Source organism: Niveibacterium microcysteis (assembly GCF_017161445.1).
Classification (GTDB): Bacteria; Pseudomonadota; Gammaproteobacteria; order Burkholderiales; family Rhodocyclaceae; genus Niveibacterium; species Niveibacterium microcysteis.
This window is the reverse complement of sequence record NZ_CP071060.1, coordinates 2267762-2283611: the sequence shown is the minus strand read 5'-3', so window position 1 is coordinate 2283611 and position 15850 is coordinate 2267762. Positions and strand designations below refer to the sequence as shown.

Genomic DNA, 15850 nt, shown 5'->3' with positions numbered 1-15850 from the left:
GAAGACCGTTTAAGCTCCTCATCAACAGCGGCGCCTGCGCGTAATCACCGCAGGCGTCATCCAACTGGCAGGCAGCAAGCCTGCCCACACTTTACTTCTTGCCGCCAAGAAGCTGATCGAGATCCTTGTTCAGCTTCTTCATGTACTCCGCTTCCGATTCTGCGCCGGGCTGTTGAGCTTGTGACTTTGGCTTGGACGCCTGCGGCGCCGGTTTTTCGGCTCGCGGCGCAGGCTCTGCGGGTTTCCGAGCCTGTGGCTCGGGCGCCACATCCGTTTCGCTCACGGTGAAGGTCGCCACGCCATAGTTCGGTGCGCACGCCGATGTTCCGTCCGTGCAATGCAGGGTGCCCGCCAATGCAGCTGCGCCGCTTCGCTGCAACGCAGCTTCCACCGCGCTAATTGGGGCAACCCCAATGCCATCGCGCGTTTCAAGCGACAGCTGGTCGAACTCACGCGGCGATTCGGAAACGATGCCGATGACCTCCCAGTCCCCCTTTGGCTGATCTGCGTCGAAGGTCCAGTTTTCACGCGGAAAACGCATCGGTTTGCCGGCAGCAATCCGGTTGTCCGGGTCGAGTGCATTCGGGTAGATCCGGGAGAGAGTGCCGGCGCCCTTGTCGTGCAACAGCACATACACATAGCCGCCCCGATTCGAGCGCAAGCTGAATGTGAGGGCGTCCTTGCCGATCACGACTGGGCTCTTGACCTTGTCGATCATCACACCAATGTCCGCACTCGCGCCCGCCTGAAGGGCCTGCTCAGCGGCGGACAGACTCACTGGCCGCGAAGGTGCAGGTGGCGCAACCGGTGCAGACTGCACGACTTGCGTTTCGGCAGTCACGGGTGCCGACTGAGCCGCAACCGCTGGCGCCGACGTTGCGGCCTCCGGTTTTGGTGTCTCGGGTGCACCGCCACGACCAAAAAGAAAGTAGGCCCCGATACCCAGCACCGCCAGGCTGCCTGCGGCGGCGCCGATCCAGACGCCATTCGGCCGTTTCGACGGCGTGGCTGCCTCTGCTGTGGCACCACCGCGTGACGAGGCTTGCGCAGTCGGTTGAACGACCGTCACCCCGGTGTCGCGCTTGCTCGCAGTGGGTTCGGCGTTGGCGATTGGTGCGCTGGTCGAGGCAAATAATGGCGAGCTGCTGCTGAATCCAACCAGTGCGCGCATGTCTGCGATCGATTGCGGGCGGTCTTCCGCTTTTACTGCCAAGCAGCGATCAATTCCGCGCAGAAAAGCGTCGTCGTAACGTCCTGCGGCAAGTTGCGCGAGGGGTTCGAAGTTGTCCTGCATCATCCGACCGACTGAGGGCGGCGGTGTGCGTCCGGTGATCATGAAATAAACCACCGCACCAAGCGCGTAGATGTCGGTCCACGGCCCTTGCTTCATGCCCGGCATCTCGGCGTACTGCTCGATCGGTGCATAACCCGGCTTGAGAATCACGGTGAGCGCCTGGGTCATGTCACCGATCACGCGTCGTGCGGCACCGAAATCGAGCAGCACCGGACGGTCGTCGCGGAGCAACATGATGTTGTCCGGCGCGATATCGCGGTGGTAGCAGTTGTCATGATGGATGATCTCGAGCGCATCCATCACCGGCGAGAGGATCTTTCGAATCCAGCTCTCGTCCGGCGCGCCGTTGCGGGCCTTGAGCGCATCGCGCAGAGTGATGCCGTCGTAGAAGGGCATCGCCATGTAGGCGGTGCCGTTGGCTTCCCAGAACCGATACACCTTCACCAGCGCAGGGTGATCGAACTGGGCGAGCAGGCGCGCTTCGTTCACGAAACTGCGGCGACCTACCTCGAAGGTTTCGCGGTGGCGCTCGGAGCGAACCGCTACCGAGGCATCGGTAGCTCTTGATGCCAGAGACGACGGCATGTATTCCTTGAGCGCGACCTTGCGCTCAAGGGAGTGGTCGTGCGCGAGATAGACGATCCCGAATCCGCCCTCGCCCACCAGCCCAACAACCTCGAACTCGCCAAGGCGTGTGCCGATTGGGAGTGCGTTCTGCGAGTGCGATTCGCGTTGCGGTGGAGGTGGCGCGGGGATCGCCGCTGCGCCGCCGAGAACTACGGTCTTGTCGTCGTTTGTATCTGACACTGGATTCATCCACGAGTCCGCCGATCAGTCCGCTATTGCGGGCCAATCATGCTGCCGAAGCGCGTCGTTGAGGGCAATTGAAGATGTAAGGTGGCGTTGCCGGCGCTCCGCCACCATAGGCTATAGCCAGCAAGCAAGCGCGCCAACACGCTATCAGCGAGCGTCGCGAGATCGGGCCCGCTGACATCCCGAGTTATTTCGACCACGGAGGCGCGTTGCAACAAGGCGGTAGCGGAATCCGATGACACGTCAGGGAAGAATGCCGGGCAACCAATCAAGGCTAGATCCGCTTCAAATCCATCAACCGTGGCGTCGTGCGACAAGCACCGTCGTGCGGCCGCTTCAACGCGGTCCAGCCATGGCGTGAGCGACACGACCGCGGCGCGATCCAGAGCCACCCCATCCAGCGGCACACACACGGTCAGCGGAAAGTATCGCCCGACCCGATCCACCGATGGCACGATGAGGCCAGCCCAGCCACGCGGGCCAATCACGCCAGGGCTCAACACAAAGCGCCATACCGGCGCGGTGAGATAGCAGTCCAGCCAGTTGGCCCCGAGCACGCGCTGGCTCTCCAGCATGGCCTGTTGCAGCCAGTGATCCCACGCCGCGACGAATTCGGCATCCAAGCGTCGCTGTGCGAAATCCCCGAGAGCGGGCAGTTTTCCGTACCAGCCGGCTGCTTGCATGCTCAGAGGCCGGCGGGGCACCGGAACTCGTTCAAGTCGCGAAGACGGAACGGGTTCTGCACACTGCTCGCAGTGACTTCGAAGGCCGCAGTACGACCGTCAACGTCGAAGACGACGCGGAATTTCTCTGGCGCGCCGAGCCCTTCCACCTTGGCTTTGTCGAACAGCCGGAACAAAGCCCATGGCCCTTCAGTGTTGAAGCCGGAGGCACCGCTCGGACCCGCCGGAGCGATCTGCACCCGCGCGGCCAGCCCGCCCTTGGCACCTGGCCACTGAATCGATTGCAGCACCTGCGGACCATGCGCATAGCGCACCAGTTGGCCGTCGACATCCAGCGTGAACTGAGTAATCGCGGGGTCCATCTCAAGCGGCTTGAAATCGAGCCGGATCGAGCCACCACTGCGGAAGAAGACGTCGCGGATCGTTGCCGCGCGCTGGAACTGGATCAGGCTACCCGATCCTCCGAGCGATTGCTCCTGAACCTTCTTGAAGCTCCAGGGTCGCGTTGAAATGTCGACGTACTGCGCGAGGTTCTTCTGGAAGAAATCGTCCATGAGACCACCCGGCGCGAACAGGCGGGCAAAGTCCTCACGGGTGACATCACGGTTGCTACCCTTGACGAAGGGATAGCGCCCCTCGATGGCCTGCTCGCAGAACTGTCCAACCTGGGCGCCAACACTCGCGGAGAGGTTCTCTCGCGTTGCGGTAAGCGCCTGCGTAGTACCTGCGGCGGAGAGCTGCTGCAGCATCGAGCGGAGTGGCTCCGGCATCCGGGCGCTTTCGGCCTTTACCCGCACCCCGGTGTCGCCGGGAGGTGGTGCAACCTTGTCGCGCAGGGCCGTCTCGGTCGCCGTGAGGGTCACGTAGACATCGTTGAGCAGCGCCGTGACAGCGTCGATCGGCGCCGCCTTTCCATCGCCCGTTACAAGCGCGCGAATCTGCGCAAAACGATCGTCCACGAGGCTTTCGAGCGCGGCGCCGGAGGGCGCCGCCGGCGCCGCGTCTCCCATGCCGAGCATCTTGCCAAGCTCTTGTTTGGCGCCACTCAGCTTCTCGCCCGCCTTGTCCACAACCGATTTGTCCTCGGCTCGGCGCGTCAAGGTCGTTTCGCGCGACGCAGCCCGCAGGAACTTCGGAAGAGGCGAGTCGGGCGCCGACAGGACGCGAGCGACCTGAATACTCTGCTGCAACGAAGCCGAGCGGATCAAGGTCACGTCGGCCAGGAATTCTTCCCAAACCTTGCCGTAGTCTGCGAGGTACAAGCGACGCACGTCTTCCGATACCTTGGCCGCGTCGCCGCCTTGTTGGGCCTCGGTGCCGAGCACCCAACCCTGCTCTTCGGCGAGTTGCTTGGAAACCCGGCCGACCTCCCGGTCAAAGCCTTTGTAATAGCCGTCATAGGTGTAGAGCCCGGGCACCCCGCTCGACAGCGGTTGGCCACTCTTGCGGACGAAGACAAGCGCTGCTGAGGGCCCGGCCGCGCGTTCAACGGTGAACGCCGGGATGTCGTTGCCTACACCTTGGCGCTTCAACCGGCTATAGATCCGTGCCGCAAGCGACAGGCGCAGGAGTTGGTTGCGCGCCTGCGCCACCAACGCCGCGTCGGCCTCAACCGGAGATGCAACCGGCCCTTCCGAGAACAACGCGTCGAGGTGGGAAGCGAGTGCCGCACGCTGGTCGCTCGTAGTCTTCTGCGGCAAATTACGTTCCCAATCGAGAGCGATCCACGCCTTCAATGCTTCTGCATCGAAATGGGCGGTCTGATGCAGCATCAGGTAGGTTTTGAGCGCCTCGTAGCTGAACTCAAGGTTATTGCCGTCGAGACTGCCTCGAAGTTGGGCTTCAACACGGTTGGAGATCCGCGGCAAAAGCACGTCGCGCAACAGACTTCGATAGGCCTGCTCCCCCGCAGCGTCCAGTTTGTCGCCCTGCCCCAAGCCAAAACCCAAAGACAACGGGGAGCGCCCGTCCGGTCTGGATGCGGTTTGCGACACGGTCTTGACAGACCCAAGCAGCGGGATGATCCCTACGATGTCATCGATCGGTGCGCTCCCTGCAGCGGAAACCGCCGGTGCGATTTCTGCGACGCGCGCATCCACCTCATTCACATAGCCACGGTTGCCGATAAAGCTCAGCGTCCAAGCCAGAAGCAGCCCGAGCGTCACCAAGCCGATCGCACCAAACCCGGCGAGACGAAGCAGACCGCGCTGACGCTCCCACTTAAGGTTGGTGCCGCCCAAACGCTGCTCGGCAAACACCACCTCGCGCAACAAACGCGTCAGGAAGAAGCTCTTGCCCGATCCGGCCTGCGGCGGCAGCACGCGCCGCTCCAACCCGAAAGCACCGCCAAGGCTTGCGAGGACGCGGTCGATCGGGTTGCCCTCTTGGGTGCCACTGGTGAAATAGACGCCGCGCACCATCAAGGGATGGTCAAAGCCCGACGGCGCGAGCACTTTGTCCAGGAAGTCGCGCAGCAAGCGCGAAGCCGCCGCGAACTGCTGCGGGAACGCCGCGATCGCGCCACGGCGGACGAGGTCACGTTCGGTTTGCAGGCGGTCAAGCAACAAGCCATCGACCCGGGCCTGAAGCCCCTGCAGGCGGGTTGAGAGGTCCTGTGCATCCACCCCCTGTGCATCCGGGGCGAATGTTGTGCCCCAGACCTGGTCCCGCGCTTCCTTGCTCAGATCACCAAAGTAATCGGTGAAACCCGCAATCAAGTCCGCTTTCGTCACCAGCACGTATACCGGCAGACGAACGCCCAATTCGGAATAGAGTTCCTGAATGCGCGTGCGCAGGGCTTGCGCGTGAGACATTGCGGCCGCTTCGCCCTGCGTGAGCAAGTCGCCTAGCGAAATCGTGAGCAACACGCCATTCAAGGGTTGGCGCGGCCGATGCTTCTTCAGCAGCGCCAAGAAGCCCTGCCATGCGGTGCGGTCCGCAGCCTGATCGGAATCCTGCGTGGTGTAGCGACCGGCGGTGTCGATCAATACCGCTTCATCGGTGAACCACCAATCGCAATTGCGAGTACCGCCTACCCCTTTGATCTGATGGGAACCAAGCTTGTCCGCCAACGGAAAGCGCAAGCCAGAATTGACGAGTGCCGTCGTCTTTCCGGAACCTGGTGCGCCGATGAACACATACCACGGTAGCTCATACAGGTAACGACTGGAGCCGAGTGAGGCGAGCTTCGCAAAGGCGCCATCCTTCTTCGGCCCGCCGATCTGACTGTGTTTGAGGACCGCGACGCCCTCGGCAAAACGTTGGCGCAGCACTTGAACTTCGGGTGAGTCGCCCTCCGCACCGCCGTGGCTTGCGAGCCCGTCGAGCAACTGCGCGTTGTTCTTTCGGGCCCGCCACTTCACGTATGCAAACCGCCCGACGACGATCAGCACCGCCAGCGCGATCAACGTCCATCGAACCCATTCTGGCTCAAGCGGCGCATGGCCGGCGATCGCGATCAGCGGGCCGACGAACCAGATCACCAGCACCAGGGCCAACAGCCCGAGCAGGCCCAATACCACCGGATGCAACAGCGCCTTGAAGAAGCGTTTCATCGGAAGACCTGTACCCGTTTCAGATTCCGCCAGCGGCGGGGAAAACGATGATTTCGACGCGACGGTTCTGCGCGCGCCCCTCGGTCGATTCGTTGGAGGCGACCGGCTCGCTCTCAGCCCTGCCCTCGGTCTGAACGCGTTGACCGCCCTTGAGCTTTGGCGCAAGCGCCTCGCCTACTGCATCCGCCCGCGCCTTCGACAAATGCCAGTTGGAAGGGAAGCGGGCCGAACGAATCGGCCGATTATCGGTATGCCCGCGCACCAGCACTGAACCTCCGACCTTTGCGACCGCGGCGCCAACGCGATCGAGGATTGCGACGAAGCTCGGCGACAAGGTCGCGCTGGCCGGCTCGAACAAGCCGTCACCCTGTGCGGTGACAATGCTGCGGTCCGAAAGATCACGCACAACCACGCGTCCGGCGTTGATGTCCTCCTGCAACAGCTTCGCAAGTCGATCCGGCGCAGCGACCTGGACCGGCTTTGCCACCACGGGCGCCGGTGGTTTGACGCGAAGCGCAAGAATGTTTGAGAAGGTCGGGTCGGATTGCCGGTTCAGCGCGAAAGACAGCGCGACGAACACGAGCCCAAGCACCAGCGCGCTGAGCGCCGCCACCGCCCATATCGGCACACTGTCACGTAGCGGTTTTCGGCTCGTCGCAGTCGTGCGCCAGTTTGGTGACAACTCGCGGTCTGGCTCGCCACGCGCCTTGGCAAGCATCTGCGCTAGCCGTTCGCGTACTTGGTCCAGCTGCGCGCGCCCATTCTGCAGCACGCGGTAACGCCCTTCGAATCCAAGCGACAGCACGAGGTAAAAGAGCTCCAGAAGCGGCCGATGCTGATCCGGTTGCTCGGCAACCTTGCCCAACAGCTGGAAGAACTTCTCGCCCCCCCAAGCTTCGTTATGGAACTGAACCAGCAAGCTGCGCTGCGCCCACAACTTCTCGCCCCAAGGGGTATTGGCAGCGGTCTCGTCGAGGAAGGTGCAGAGCGCATAGCGCGCAGCGACCACGTGCTCGTTCTGAGCACCCCGCGCACGTGCGCGGTTCTCGAATTCTTGCATCGCCCGCCAGAGCATTTCGCGAAGGCCAGCCGGATCAGAGTGGGTGGCCTGCCGAAGTTGCGGCACAAGGTTCAGCAAAGGGGTCGCGGCCGCCACCAAGGGATTGAGGCCCGTATCCCAATCGAGCGCGCCCAGTTCGACCCTGTCAAAGCGCCCGCCCGAGGGAGGCGGCGGCACGTATGCCGGCTGCGCAGCGGCAGCCGCCCGCGCACCCGGGGAGGGAATAATCAGCGTTCGGTCTGAGGGCATCTGCCCGAAGGGATCGTCTTGCGCCATCGCTTGTCACCCGTTCCAGTGGCCGGCCCCAGCGTATGGGTGCGGCATTCGATGATGTGTCGTATGGGGGCGCTCACCTGCCCCGCAAGCGGGGCAGGCCGGCATTAGGCGCGGATCGCCCACAGCGAGAGTTCCAGCCCGGGGAAATCACCCGCCACGTAGATGCCCAAACCGCCTGAAGTGTCGAGCTGCTTCCAGAGCTCGCCACTGTTGTCGAGCTCAAAATACGAGAACCCCGCGTGATAAGGCAGCTGACGCGGTGCAACCGGCAGTGGTCGCAATGCGATACCAGGCAGCTGCAGATTCACGAGCTCGCGAATCCGCTCCACCGGCCCGAGTTTCGCCTGGGTCGGGAAGCGCGCACGCAATGCCTCGCCGGGCACCTGGGCGTTCACTGCGAGCACAAAGCCCGCCTGACGCAGCAAGCCGCGGTCGGCAATCATGCCCACGTAGCGCCCTTGCTTGTGATCCTGCAGTTCGATCGGCACCGCCGTCTGTTCCAGCACCGTCGCAAGGCCTCGGCGGATTTCCCGCATCAGGGGGAGGAAGCACTGGTCGAGCGCGTCGTGCGTATAGGCAGGAAAGTTCTCCGGGCGTCGCTCCGCACGGGTCAGCGTCGCCAGCTCGCCCGCCAGCTCCAGCATCCGTTCATGTAGACGCTCGGGATGCAGCAGGCTGAGCTGCGCGAACTGATCGAGTACGGGTTGATGGCGGTTCGCAATCATCAGGAAGATGAAGTCCGCGAACTCCGAGACGCCACCAGCGCCCGGCTGTGCAAGCCGCGAGGCAAGCGCGTCACCACGCTGCCGCAGCAATGCGCAAATTTCCTTGAGGTAGGCGCCGAGCACGCTGGAAACCTTGCACCCCAGTACCGGCGGGACGTAGCCGCGATCAAGCAGGAGGCTGTTGTCCGCCCGGCGTTCGGAAACCCGCACGACCCCAATGCTGACGAACGCCTCGGTCAGCGGACCAGCCAACTCGAGACGCAGACGCGGATGGCCGACTTCGATCGGCACCGTACCCGCATCCGCGGTGTGCGCATCGAGCACGTTTGCCTCGGCCGGTTCGTATCGCGCCAGGCGTGTGGCAGCGTCAGCTTCCCCTGAGACTTCGACAGCCTGCGGGCGCCGCAGCGGCAAGGCGAGGCAGACCAGCGCGTCTTTGCCGTCCGCCGGGAAATCAAACGGTGGCGGAGCAAGATCTATCGTCGGGCAATCAAACGGCGTCCCATCGGGCAGGATGCCTCGCGCTTCAAGTATCGCGACCTTGCCTGCAGCCAGCGCAGCCTCGTCGATGACCAGGTGACTGAACCCCCAGAAATGCGCAGAGACCGGACGGGTACGCGCCTCGACCCACCATTCGGTATGGCGGTCCTGCTGCTGGAAGTGCTGCGGCTGGAGAAACAGGCCTTCGGACCAAACAACCTTGCTGAACCAGGACATGAGGTTTTCCGCGCAACGAACTCAGGGTGTAGGGGTGATCGTTACACGGTCGCGCTGCACAGCAACCGTGAAGGCGGTCGTCTTGTTTGCGGGCACTGGTACGACGGCGCGCCATTGCGTCTTGTTCGGGTCGCGGTAGGCGACGAAGACACCAAGCACCTTCGCTTCCGCTTGCGGCGCCAGACGGCTCTGGATGCGCTCGCCGGGGCGCACGGTAACCTCCTCGCGTGACACCACGGTGGCGCCAAGCGTCTTGTCGTCAGCGTCGAATAGCGAGAAGAAATCAGCGGCCTCAAACGGGCCAGAGTTGCCAAGCAGGTAGTAACGCACCACAACCGGCGTCGCGCGGCCCTTGGCGTCTGGGTTGACCGCGCTGTCTGCGGCCACGGTGAGTTGCACTATCGTCGGGGGCGGTGGCGGGCCAAGGCCCTTTCCACCGCAGGCTGCCAGCGTCGCGCAGAGCGTTGCAACGAGCAGGGATTTCGGTGACACGAAGTTCATGCAGTTCTACCCTCGGAGAGTTGCGTTCGTCATCAGTGCCAAGCGGATTATCACGAGCCAACGCGCCGGCTGCAACGACAGCTTGCACACCACACGCAAGGTTTACGCAGTGCTGGCGCAGCGGGCCAACTCCTGCTACCAATCAGGAAGGGCGTAGGCGAGCGTTCGCACTGCCAGCATCTCGTCGTTCATGCACTCACTGGAGGGATGCCATGTTCCTGCGAAACAGCCTTGATATCGGGCGCGGCCTGCGGGTGGCGTTCAAGCTTTTCCTACTGTGCGCTGGGCTGGCAGGCTGTTCAAGCGGTGGCCCTGCCCCGAGCGCAACGGCAACCGAGCCGCCGCCAGCTCCGCCCGCGGCGGCAACGCCACCCGCACCGCCGCCACCGCCGACGCCGGTGCCATTCGAGCAGGCATTGGAGCGGGCGGCCGACGCGCTATTTGGCAGTGTTGCCGCGGCAGGTAACGGCACGAAGCACTTGGTGGTCATCGACCCGCTGATCGACGGCGTAACGGGCGAGCAAACGCAGGCGACCCGCCAGATGCAGGCGCGTCTGGCCAAGATCGCGCATGAACGCTTTGCGCAATTCGAGATCCAGCCCTTCACGGTGGATAACCTCAAGCGCAAACCACTGGTCTTGATTGGCACCTTCACCGGCATAGATGGTCAAGGCAAACCGCAAGGCGTCCGCGAGGCCTACCGGATTTGCCTCGCGCTTGCGGACCTCGACACCCGTACGCTTGTCGGCAAGGGTGTGGCCCGAGCGAAACCCGAGGGTGTAGACATCACCCCGCTGGCCTACTTCCGCGATAGCCCTGCCTGGGCGCTGGACAGCGTGACCGAGGGCTACATCAAGACCTGCCAGGGCAGCAAGATTGGCGATCCGATGGATGGTTTCTATGTCGCACGGATCGTCTCGGCGGCAAGCGTGCAGCGCGCGATCGATGCCTACAACGCCGGCCGCTACCGCGAGGCGCTCGAAAGCTACAGCGTTGCAATGCAGGCTGCGGCCGGCGATGAGTTGCGAATCCTCAACGGGGTCTATCTGGCCAACTGGAAACTCGGTCGCAAAGACGCCGCTCGCGTCGTCTTCCAACGAATCGTGGATTTCGGCCTGGATCGGAAGCGCATGGCGGTGCGCTTCCTGTTCAAACCGGGCTCAACATCCTTTGCGGCGGACCCCACTTTCGGCAGTGCGTACCCCTTCTGGCTCTCTGAGGTGGCGCAGCGGACTGCGCAGCGCTCGGCCTGCCTTGAGATCGTCGGGCATACAAGCCGCAGCGGCCCGGAACCCTTGAACGAGCGCATCTCGGTGCTGCGCGCGGAAGCGATCAAGCAGAAGCTTGAGGCCAGCGCCCCTACCCTGCGCAATCGCACGATAGCCAACGGCGTGGGCTCGCGAGAGAACCTCATCGGTAACGGACGTGATGATGCGAGCGACGCGCTCGACCGCCGCGTCGTGTTCAAGGTGATCGACTGCGCGGCCAGCTGAACCAAGGGCGGCGCAATTGAGTGCCGTTGTGTTCGCGCGCAATGATGGGATGCGGCTATGTAAATTGATTTCGGGTATGTAAGGAAGTGCGGGCTGGGCCGATCCACTGCGATACGAGCAGCCCGCAGACGCGGGCGCTCCTCACCTATCGTCAAGGAGTCCCACATGTCGCGCAATCACGCACTTGCCCCTTTTTCAGCCCTTTGCATTGCCGCAGCGCTCGGCGCGGCCCTCTCACAGACAGCGTCCGCCGCAGAAGCAAATGACAAGGAAAAGTGCTTCGGCGTCGCGCTGAAGGGCAAGAACGATTGCGCCGCCGGCGCCGGCACAAGCTGCGCCGGCACGTCGCGCGTCGATTTTCAAGCTGACTCATGGCGATACGTGCCCAAGGGCACGTGTGAAAAGACACCGTCGCCCACATCACCCACCGGCTTCGGGCAACTCAAGGCGTTCAAAGCCAAAAAGGCGTGACTCGCGATGATGCCGCTTGTCGACGCACACGGCCGCCGCGCCGCTGGCTTGCCCATCGGCGCTGGTTTGGGGCTCAAGCCGCAACACCTGCAGGATGCGCGCGAAGATTGCGGCCGCTGCGTGTTCTTTGAAGTGCACGCCGAGAACCATCTCGGCGCCGGTGGGCCCGCGCACCGGATGCTCGAATGGATCAGCGCCAACCACGCCCTGTCGATTCACGGCGTTGGCCTCTCGATTGGCGGTGCAACATTGGATGCAGCGCACCTCGAGCGCGTTGCCACGCTCGTCGCGCGATACCAGCCGGCCGCATTCTCCGAGCATCTCGCGTGGTCCAGCCACGCAGGCGAGTTCCTGAACGACTTGCTGCCCTTGCCGTACGACGAAACAACGCTGGCGCGGGTGTGCCGCCACATCGATCAGGTGCAGACTCGACTGGGTCGGCAGATTCTGATCGAGAACCCCGCCACCTACGTCGAATTCGAATCCAGCACGATGAGCGAGGGCGCGTTCATCAGCGCGCTTGTGGCGCGTTCCGGATGCGGCCTCTTGCTAGATGTGAGCAACGCGTTCGTGTCGGCCAACAACCACGGACGCGATCCGTGGGCTGACATCCTGGCTCTGCCACTCCATGCGGTCGGCGAAATTCACCTGGCGGGCTTTGCCACAGAGATTGACGACACCGGCGTCGCTTTGCTGATTGACGCCCACAATGGTCCTGTAGGTGATCGCGTCTGGGCGCTCTATCGGAAGGTACTCGAACGGATTGGCCCGCGACCGACCTTGATCGAGTGGGACAACGCGTTACCCGGTTTCGACCGCTTGCTGCAGGAAGCCCGGCGTGTCGACCTCACGCTTGCCAACGCTGGCCGCTGCAGATCGGACGCAGCATGAGCGCGCTGGAATGCTTCGCCAGCGCGTTGCACGACGTTGGTGATTGCTCTGCGTCCGGTCTTCGCGATGCTGGGCAACTATCGCTATCGCGGCGCATGGCAGTCCATCGCAACAATCGCGTACTCGGCCTGATTGGTGCACTGGAAGACAGCTTTCCGGTGACCAGCCAACTGCTCGGTACTGACTGCTTCCGCGCCATCGCGCGCGACTTCATCCACGTAAGCCCGCCGCAATCCCCTGCCCTGTTCGAATACGGCAACGCGCTGCCAGCATTCCTCGCGGGGCTCGAAGAACTCGTCGATTACCCGTATCTGGCGGATGTGGCACGACTGGAATACCAGCGCGTGCAGGCTTGGCATGCTGCCGATGCAAGCCCACTCACTGCCGCCGACTTCGCCCGTTGGCTAGCGCAACCAGAGCTGCTGCCCAGCCTTCGTTTCAGCCTGCTGCCGTCTGCTTCCCTTGTTCGTTCGCACTGGGCCGTCGGCAGCATTTGGCTGTCGCATCAGGGGGAACTGCCCATGCAAGGCGTTGATGTGAGCACCCCCGAATTGGTACTCGTCCTGCGGCCGGATGATCGTGTCGTGTTGCACGTCATCAGTGAGCCGGCAGGCGCGCTGGTCGAACGCCTCCTCGCCGGTGATTGCCTGGCGGAAGCGATCGCCGGTGCGACCCAAACAACGCCCACATTCGACCTACGCGAGTACTTTGCAAGCCTGATCGCGTGCCGCTGCGTTGCGGCGATCACCCCAACCATGGAGCTACCCACATGATGCCTACCGCTTCAACATCGAGCGTCGCTAGATTCGCGCACGCGGCAGTCGGTTTAGCCGAGCGGATTCCAGATTCTTTGTTCTGCGCACTTGGGCGATTCTCGATCGCAGCGGTGTTCTGGAAATCGGGGCAAACGAAAGTGGACGGCTTTGCAATCGACCTGATTGACCGAAGCGTCACCTTCGGCTGGCCGCGGCTTTCCGAATCGGCCGTCGCCTTGTTCCGCGACGAATACCGACTGCCCCTGCTGGATCCCGCACTCGCTGCAACCGCAGCGGCGTTTGCCGAGCATCTGTTCCCGATCTTGTTACTGATTGGGCTCGGCACCCGATTCGCTGCAGCGGCGCTCCTCGGCATGACGCTGGTGATCCAGCTCTTCGTCTATCCGGATGCCTATCCCACCCACGGCGTTTGGGCGACGGTGCTGCTGGTACTGATCGCCCGCGGTGGCGGCTATTTGTCGCTCGACCATCTGGTCTCAACACGCTTGGGCCGCGTGCAGTCCATGCCGGAAAGAAATTCCGGCGCCGCTGTGTAAGGAATCCGCCCCTGGTCCGATCACCTCACTTGCACACCTGGTGCAATCGCAGCCGATCCCAATCGGCGACAACCCGCTACAGAGAGGAAACATCATGATCAACGCAAAATCCGGAATCGCCATTGCAACCGCCGCCGCAGCCCTGTTCGCGCTGGGCGCTGCACCGTTGAACGTCGCGGCGGCCGAGGACATGGGCGTCAAGTGTGTCGGTGGCAACAGCTGCAAAGGTCACTCCGAGTGCAAGACCGCAAAGAACGAATGTAAGGGCCAGAACTCCTGCAAGGGCCAGGGCTGGACCAAGACGAAGACTGCAGCTGAGTGCACCCAAGCCGGCGGCAAGGTCGACAAGTCCTGATGCGAACACGCCGGCACCCGAGTCGTCGCGGTGCCGGCACCCCAGATCAAATACAGAGGGATCGCTCACACAATGAACCATGCGCTGCACGGGTTCGGACTCGGCCTCAGGGTCGAGCACTATCGAGACTTCCTCGAAACGCGGCCTGCCGTCGACTGGCTTGAGGTCATCAGTGAGAACTACATGGTGCCGGGCGGAAAGCCGCTGCACTATCTCGACGCGATACGCCGCGACTATCCGATGGTGATGCACGGCGTGTCGCTTTCGATCGGCTCCACCGACCCGCTCGATCGCGACTACCTCGCTGCACTCAAGGCCCTCGCAAGCCGTGTGGATCCCGCGTGGATTTCCGATCACCTGTGCTGGACCGGCGTTGACCATCAGAACCTCCACGACCTGCTGCCGATGCCCTACACCGAGGCCGCACTGCGGCATCTGACGGAGCGTATCGACCAGGTACAGGACTACCTTGGCCGCCAGATCTTGCTGGAAAACGTCTCAAGCTACATCGCGTTTGCGAACGATGAAGTGGCTGAGTGGGATTTCCTGTCGGAGTTGGCTCAGCGCGCGGACTGTCTCTTGCTGCTTGATGTGAACAACGTATACGTCTCCAGCGTTAACCACGGCTTCGATCCGCGCCGCTTCATCGATCGCCTGCCGGGCGATCGGGTGCGTCAGATCCATCTGGCGGGCCACGAAGATCATGGCGACTACCTGATCGACACGCACGATCACCCGGTCTGCAACGCAGTGTGGGATCTCTACGCCTATGCGGTTGAACGGCTCGGCCAGGTGCCAACGATGATCGAGCGGGACGACAACATTCCGGCGTTGCCCGAGTTGTTGGCGGAGCTCGATCAGGCACGCGCCATTGCCTCGCTTGCAGTCTCTACCAAGGTGGCCACATGACCACGTTGCTCGATCAGCAGCGCGTATTTCGCGCCAGCTTGCTTGCGGAGACCTGCCCGCAAGCGCTGCTCGCCGCCGGTCGTACGCCGGTCGAGGCGCGCTTTGCGATCTACGCGAATGCCTATCGTGGCCGCATGGTCGCCGCGCTGCGCGATAACTACCCGGTGCTTGCCGCAGCACTTGGCGATGAAGCCTTCGCGAACCTGGGCGTGGACTACCTCCGCGCCCATCCGTCACGGCATCCGTCGATCCGGTGGTTCGGCGACGCCCTGTACGATTTCGTCACCCGTGAGCCGGAAGCACTACCTCACCCTGCCCTGGCCGACCTGATCCGCATGGAGTGGGCTGTGCGGCACGCTTTTGATGCCGCGGATTGTGCGATGTCCGACCTGCGCCAACTGGCGGCCTATCCGCCCGACCACTGGCCATCTCTACGGTTCGCAGTGCATCCAAGCGTATCCGTGCTGACACTGGAATGGTTGATCGAACCGCTCTGGCACCAATTGCAAGCCGACCCGGATACCGAAAGCGAAGCGCCCGAGCGTTCGGCGCACGCGTTGCTGGTCTGGCGACACGGGCTCGCGGTGCAATTTCGCAGCCTCGGCGGACCCGAAGCCAAACTGCTCGATGCTCTGGGTGGCGGGGAAACGCTCGGCTTCGCCTGCGAACATGCCTTTCCAAGCCGACCAGCGGATACCGCCGCCCAGGATGTCTTGCACACGCTATCGGCACTCATCCAGCAAGGTGTATTGATCCTGCAAGGCGAGTGAGGCGGGCCATTTCATCCCCCTGTTGC

The 15850-nt window shown here is 63.1% G+C and carries 14 protein-coding genes; 8 read left to right on the top strand and 6 right to left on the bottom strand.

Annotated elements, in window-relative coordinates:
• Positions 1 to 91 precede the first annotated feature (91 nt).
• From JY500_RS10345 to tssJ, 6 genes are all read right to left on the bottom strand, one after another.
• The gene (locus tag JY500_RS10345) at positions 92 to 2110 is read right to left on the bottom strand and encodes a serine/threonine-protein kinase (protein ID WP_246479866.1); all 2019 of its coding nucleotides are present in this window, start codon (positions 2108 to 2110) and stop codon (positions 92 to 94) included.
• A 23-nt stretch (positions 2111 to 2133) separates the two neighbouring features.
• Positions 2134 to 2790: a type VI secretion system-associated protein TagF gene (gene tagF / locus JY500_RS10340; RefSeq protein ID WP_206256289.1), complete on the bottom strand. Its 657-nt coding sequence runs from the start codon at positions 2788 to 2790 to the stop codon at positions 2134 to 2136.
• A 2-nt stretch (positions 2791 to 2792) separates the two neighbouring features.
• Positions 2793 to 6344 (bottom strand): type VI secretion system membrane subunit TssM, encoded by a 3552-nt coding sequence (tssM, locus tag JY500_RS10335; RefSeq protein ID WP_206256288.1) that lies wholly within the window; start codon positions 6342 to 6344, stop codon positions 2793 to 2795.
• Positions 6345 to 6363: 19 nt separating this feature from the next.
• Positions 6364 to 7581, bottom strand: a complete 1218-nt coding sequence (locus JY500_RS10330; RefSeq protein ID WP_246479863.1) for a DotU family type VI secretion system protein — start codon at positions 7579 to 7581, stop codon at positions 6364 to 6366.
• A gap of 203 nt (positions 7582 to 7784) precedes the next feature.
• Positions 7785 to 9122 carry a type VI secretion system baseplate subunit TssK gene (gene tssK, locus JY500_RS10325; protein WP_206256286.1) on the bottom strand — a complete coding sequence of 446 codons (1338 nt, stop codon included), beginning with the start codon at positions 9120 to 9122 and terminating at the stop codon, positions 7785 to 7787.
• Between the two features lie 21 nt (positions 9123 to 9143).
• The gene (gene tssJ, locus JY500_RS10320; protein WP_206256285.1) at positions 9144 to 9623 is read right to left on the bottom strand and encodes a type VI secretion system lipoprotein TssJ; all 480 of its coding nucleotides are present in this window, start codon (positions 9621 to 9623) and stop codon (positions 9144 to 9146) included.
• 212 nt (positions 9624 to 9835) lie between these two features.
• On the opposite strand from tssJ, the gene JY500_RS10315 reads away from it, so the two are divergent.
• The 8 genes from JY500_RS10315 to JY500_RS10280 all read left to right on the top strand — a co-directional run bounded on the left by JY500_RS10315 (position 9836) and on the right by JY500_RS10280 (position 15824).
• Positions 9836 to 11116, top strand: a complete 1281-nt coding sequence (locus JY500_RS10315; RefSeq protein ID WP_206256284.1) for an OmpA family protein — start codon at positions 9836 to 9838, stop codon at positions 11114 to 11116.
• A 165-nt stretch (positions 11117 to 11281) separates the two neighbouring features.
• Positions 11282 to 11587, top strand: coding sequence for a BufA1 family periplasmic bufferin-type metallophore (locus JY500_RS10310; RefSeq protein WP_172199709.1), 306 nt, complete (start codon positions 11282 to 11284; stop codon positions 11585 to 11587).
• Between the two features lie 6 nt (positions 11588 to 11593).
• On the top strand, positions 11594 to 12478 hold the full coding sequence (gene bufB, locus JY500_RS10305) for an MNIO family bufferin maturase (protein WP_246479861.1): 885 nt from the start codon (positions 11594 to 11596) through the stop codon (positions 12476 to 12478).
• Positions 12475 to 13251: an HvfC/BufC N-terminal domain-containing protein gene (locus tag JY500_RS10300; RefSeq protein WP_206256283.1), complete on the top strand. Its 777-nt coding sequence runs from the start codon at positions 12475 to 12477 to the stop codon at positions 13249 to 13251. The genes bufB (JY500_RS10305) and JY500_RS10300 overlap by 4 nt, the downstream gene beginning before the upstream one ends.
• Positions 13248 to 13790 (top strand): DoxX family protein, encoded by a 543-nt coding sequence (locus JY500_RS10295; protein ID WP_246479859.1) that lies wholly within the window; start codon positions 13248 to 13250, stop codon positions 13788 to 13790. The genes JY500_RS10300 and JY500_RS10295 overlap by 4 nt, the downstream gene beginning before the upstream one ends.
• A gap of 94 nt (positions 13791 to 13884) precedes the next feature.
• A complete protein-coding gene (bufA2, locus tag JY500_RS10290; protein WP_172199703.1) occupies positions 13885 to 14145 on the top strand; it encodes a BufA2 family periplasmic bufferin-type metallophore in 261 nt (86 codons plus the stop codon).
• 72 nt (positions 14146 to 14217) lie between these two features.
• Positions 14218 to 15054 carry an MNIO family bufferin maturase gene (bufB, locus tag JY500_RS10285; protein WP_206256282.1) on the top strand — a complete coding sequence of 279 codons (837 nt, stop codon included), beginning with the start codon at positions 14218 to 14220 and terminating at the stop codon, positions 15052 to 15054.
• On the top strand, positions 15051 to 15824 hold the full coding sequence (locus JY500_RS10280) for an HvfC/BufC N-terminal domain-containing protein (RefSeq protein ID WP_206256281.1): 774 nt from the start codon (positions 15051 to 15053) through the stop codon (positions 15822 to 15824). The genes bufB (JY500_RS10285) and JY500_RS10280 overlap by 4 nt, the downstream gene beginning before the upstream one ends.
• Positions 15825 to 15850: the final 26 nt, after the last annotated feature.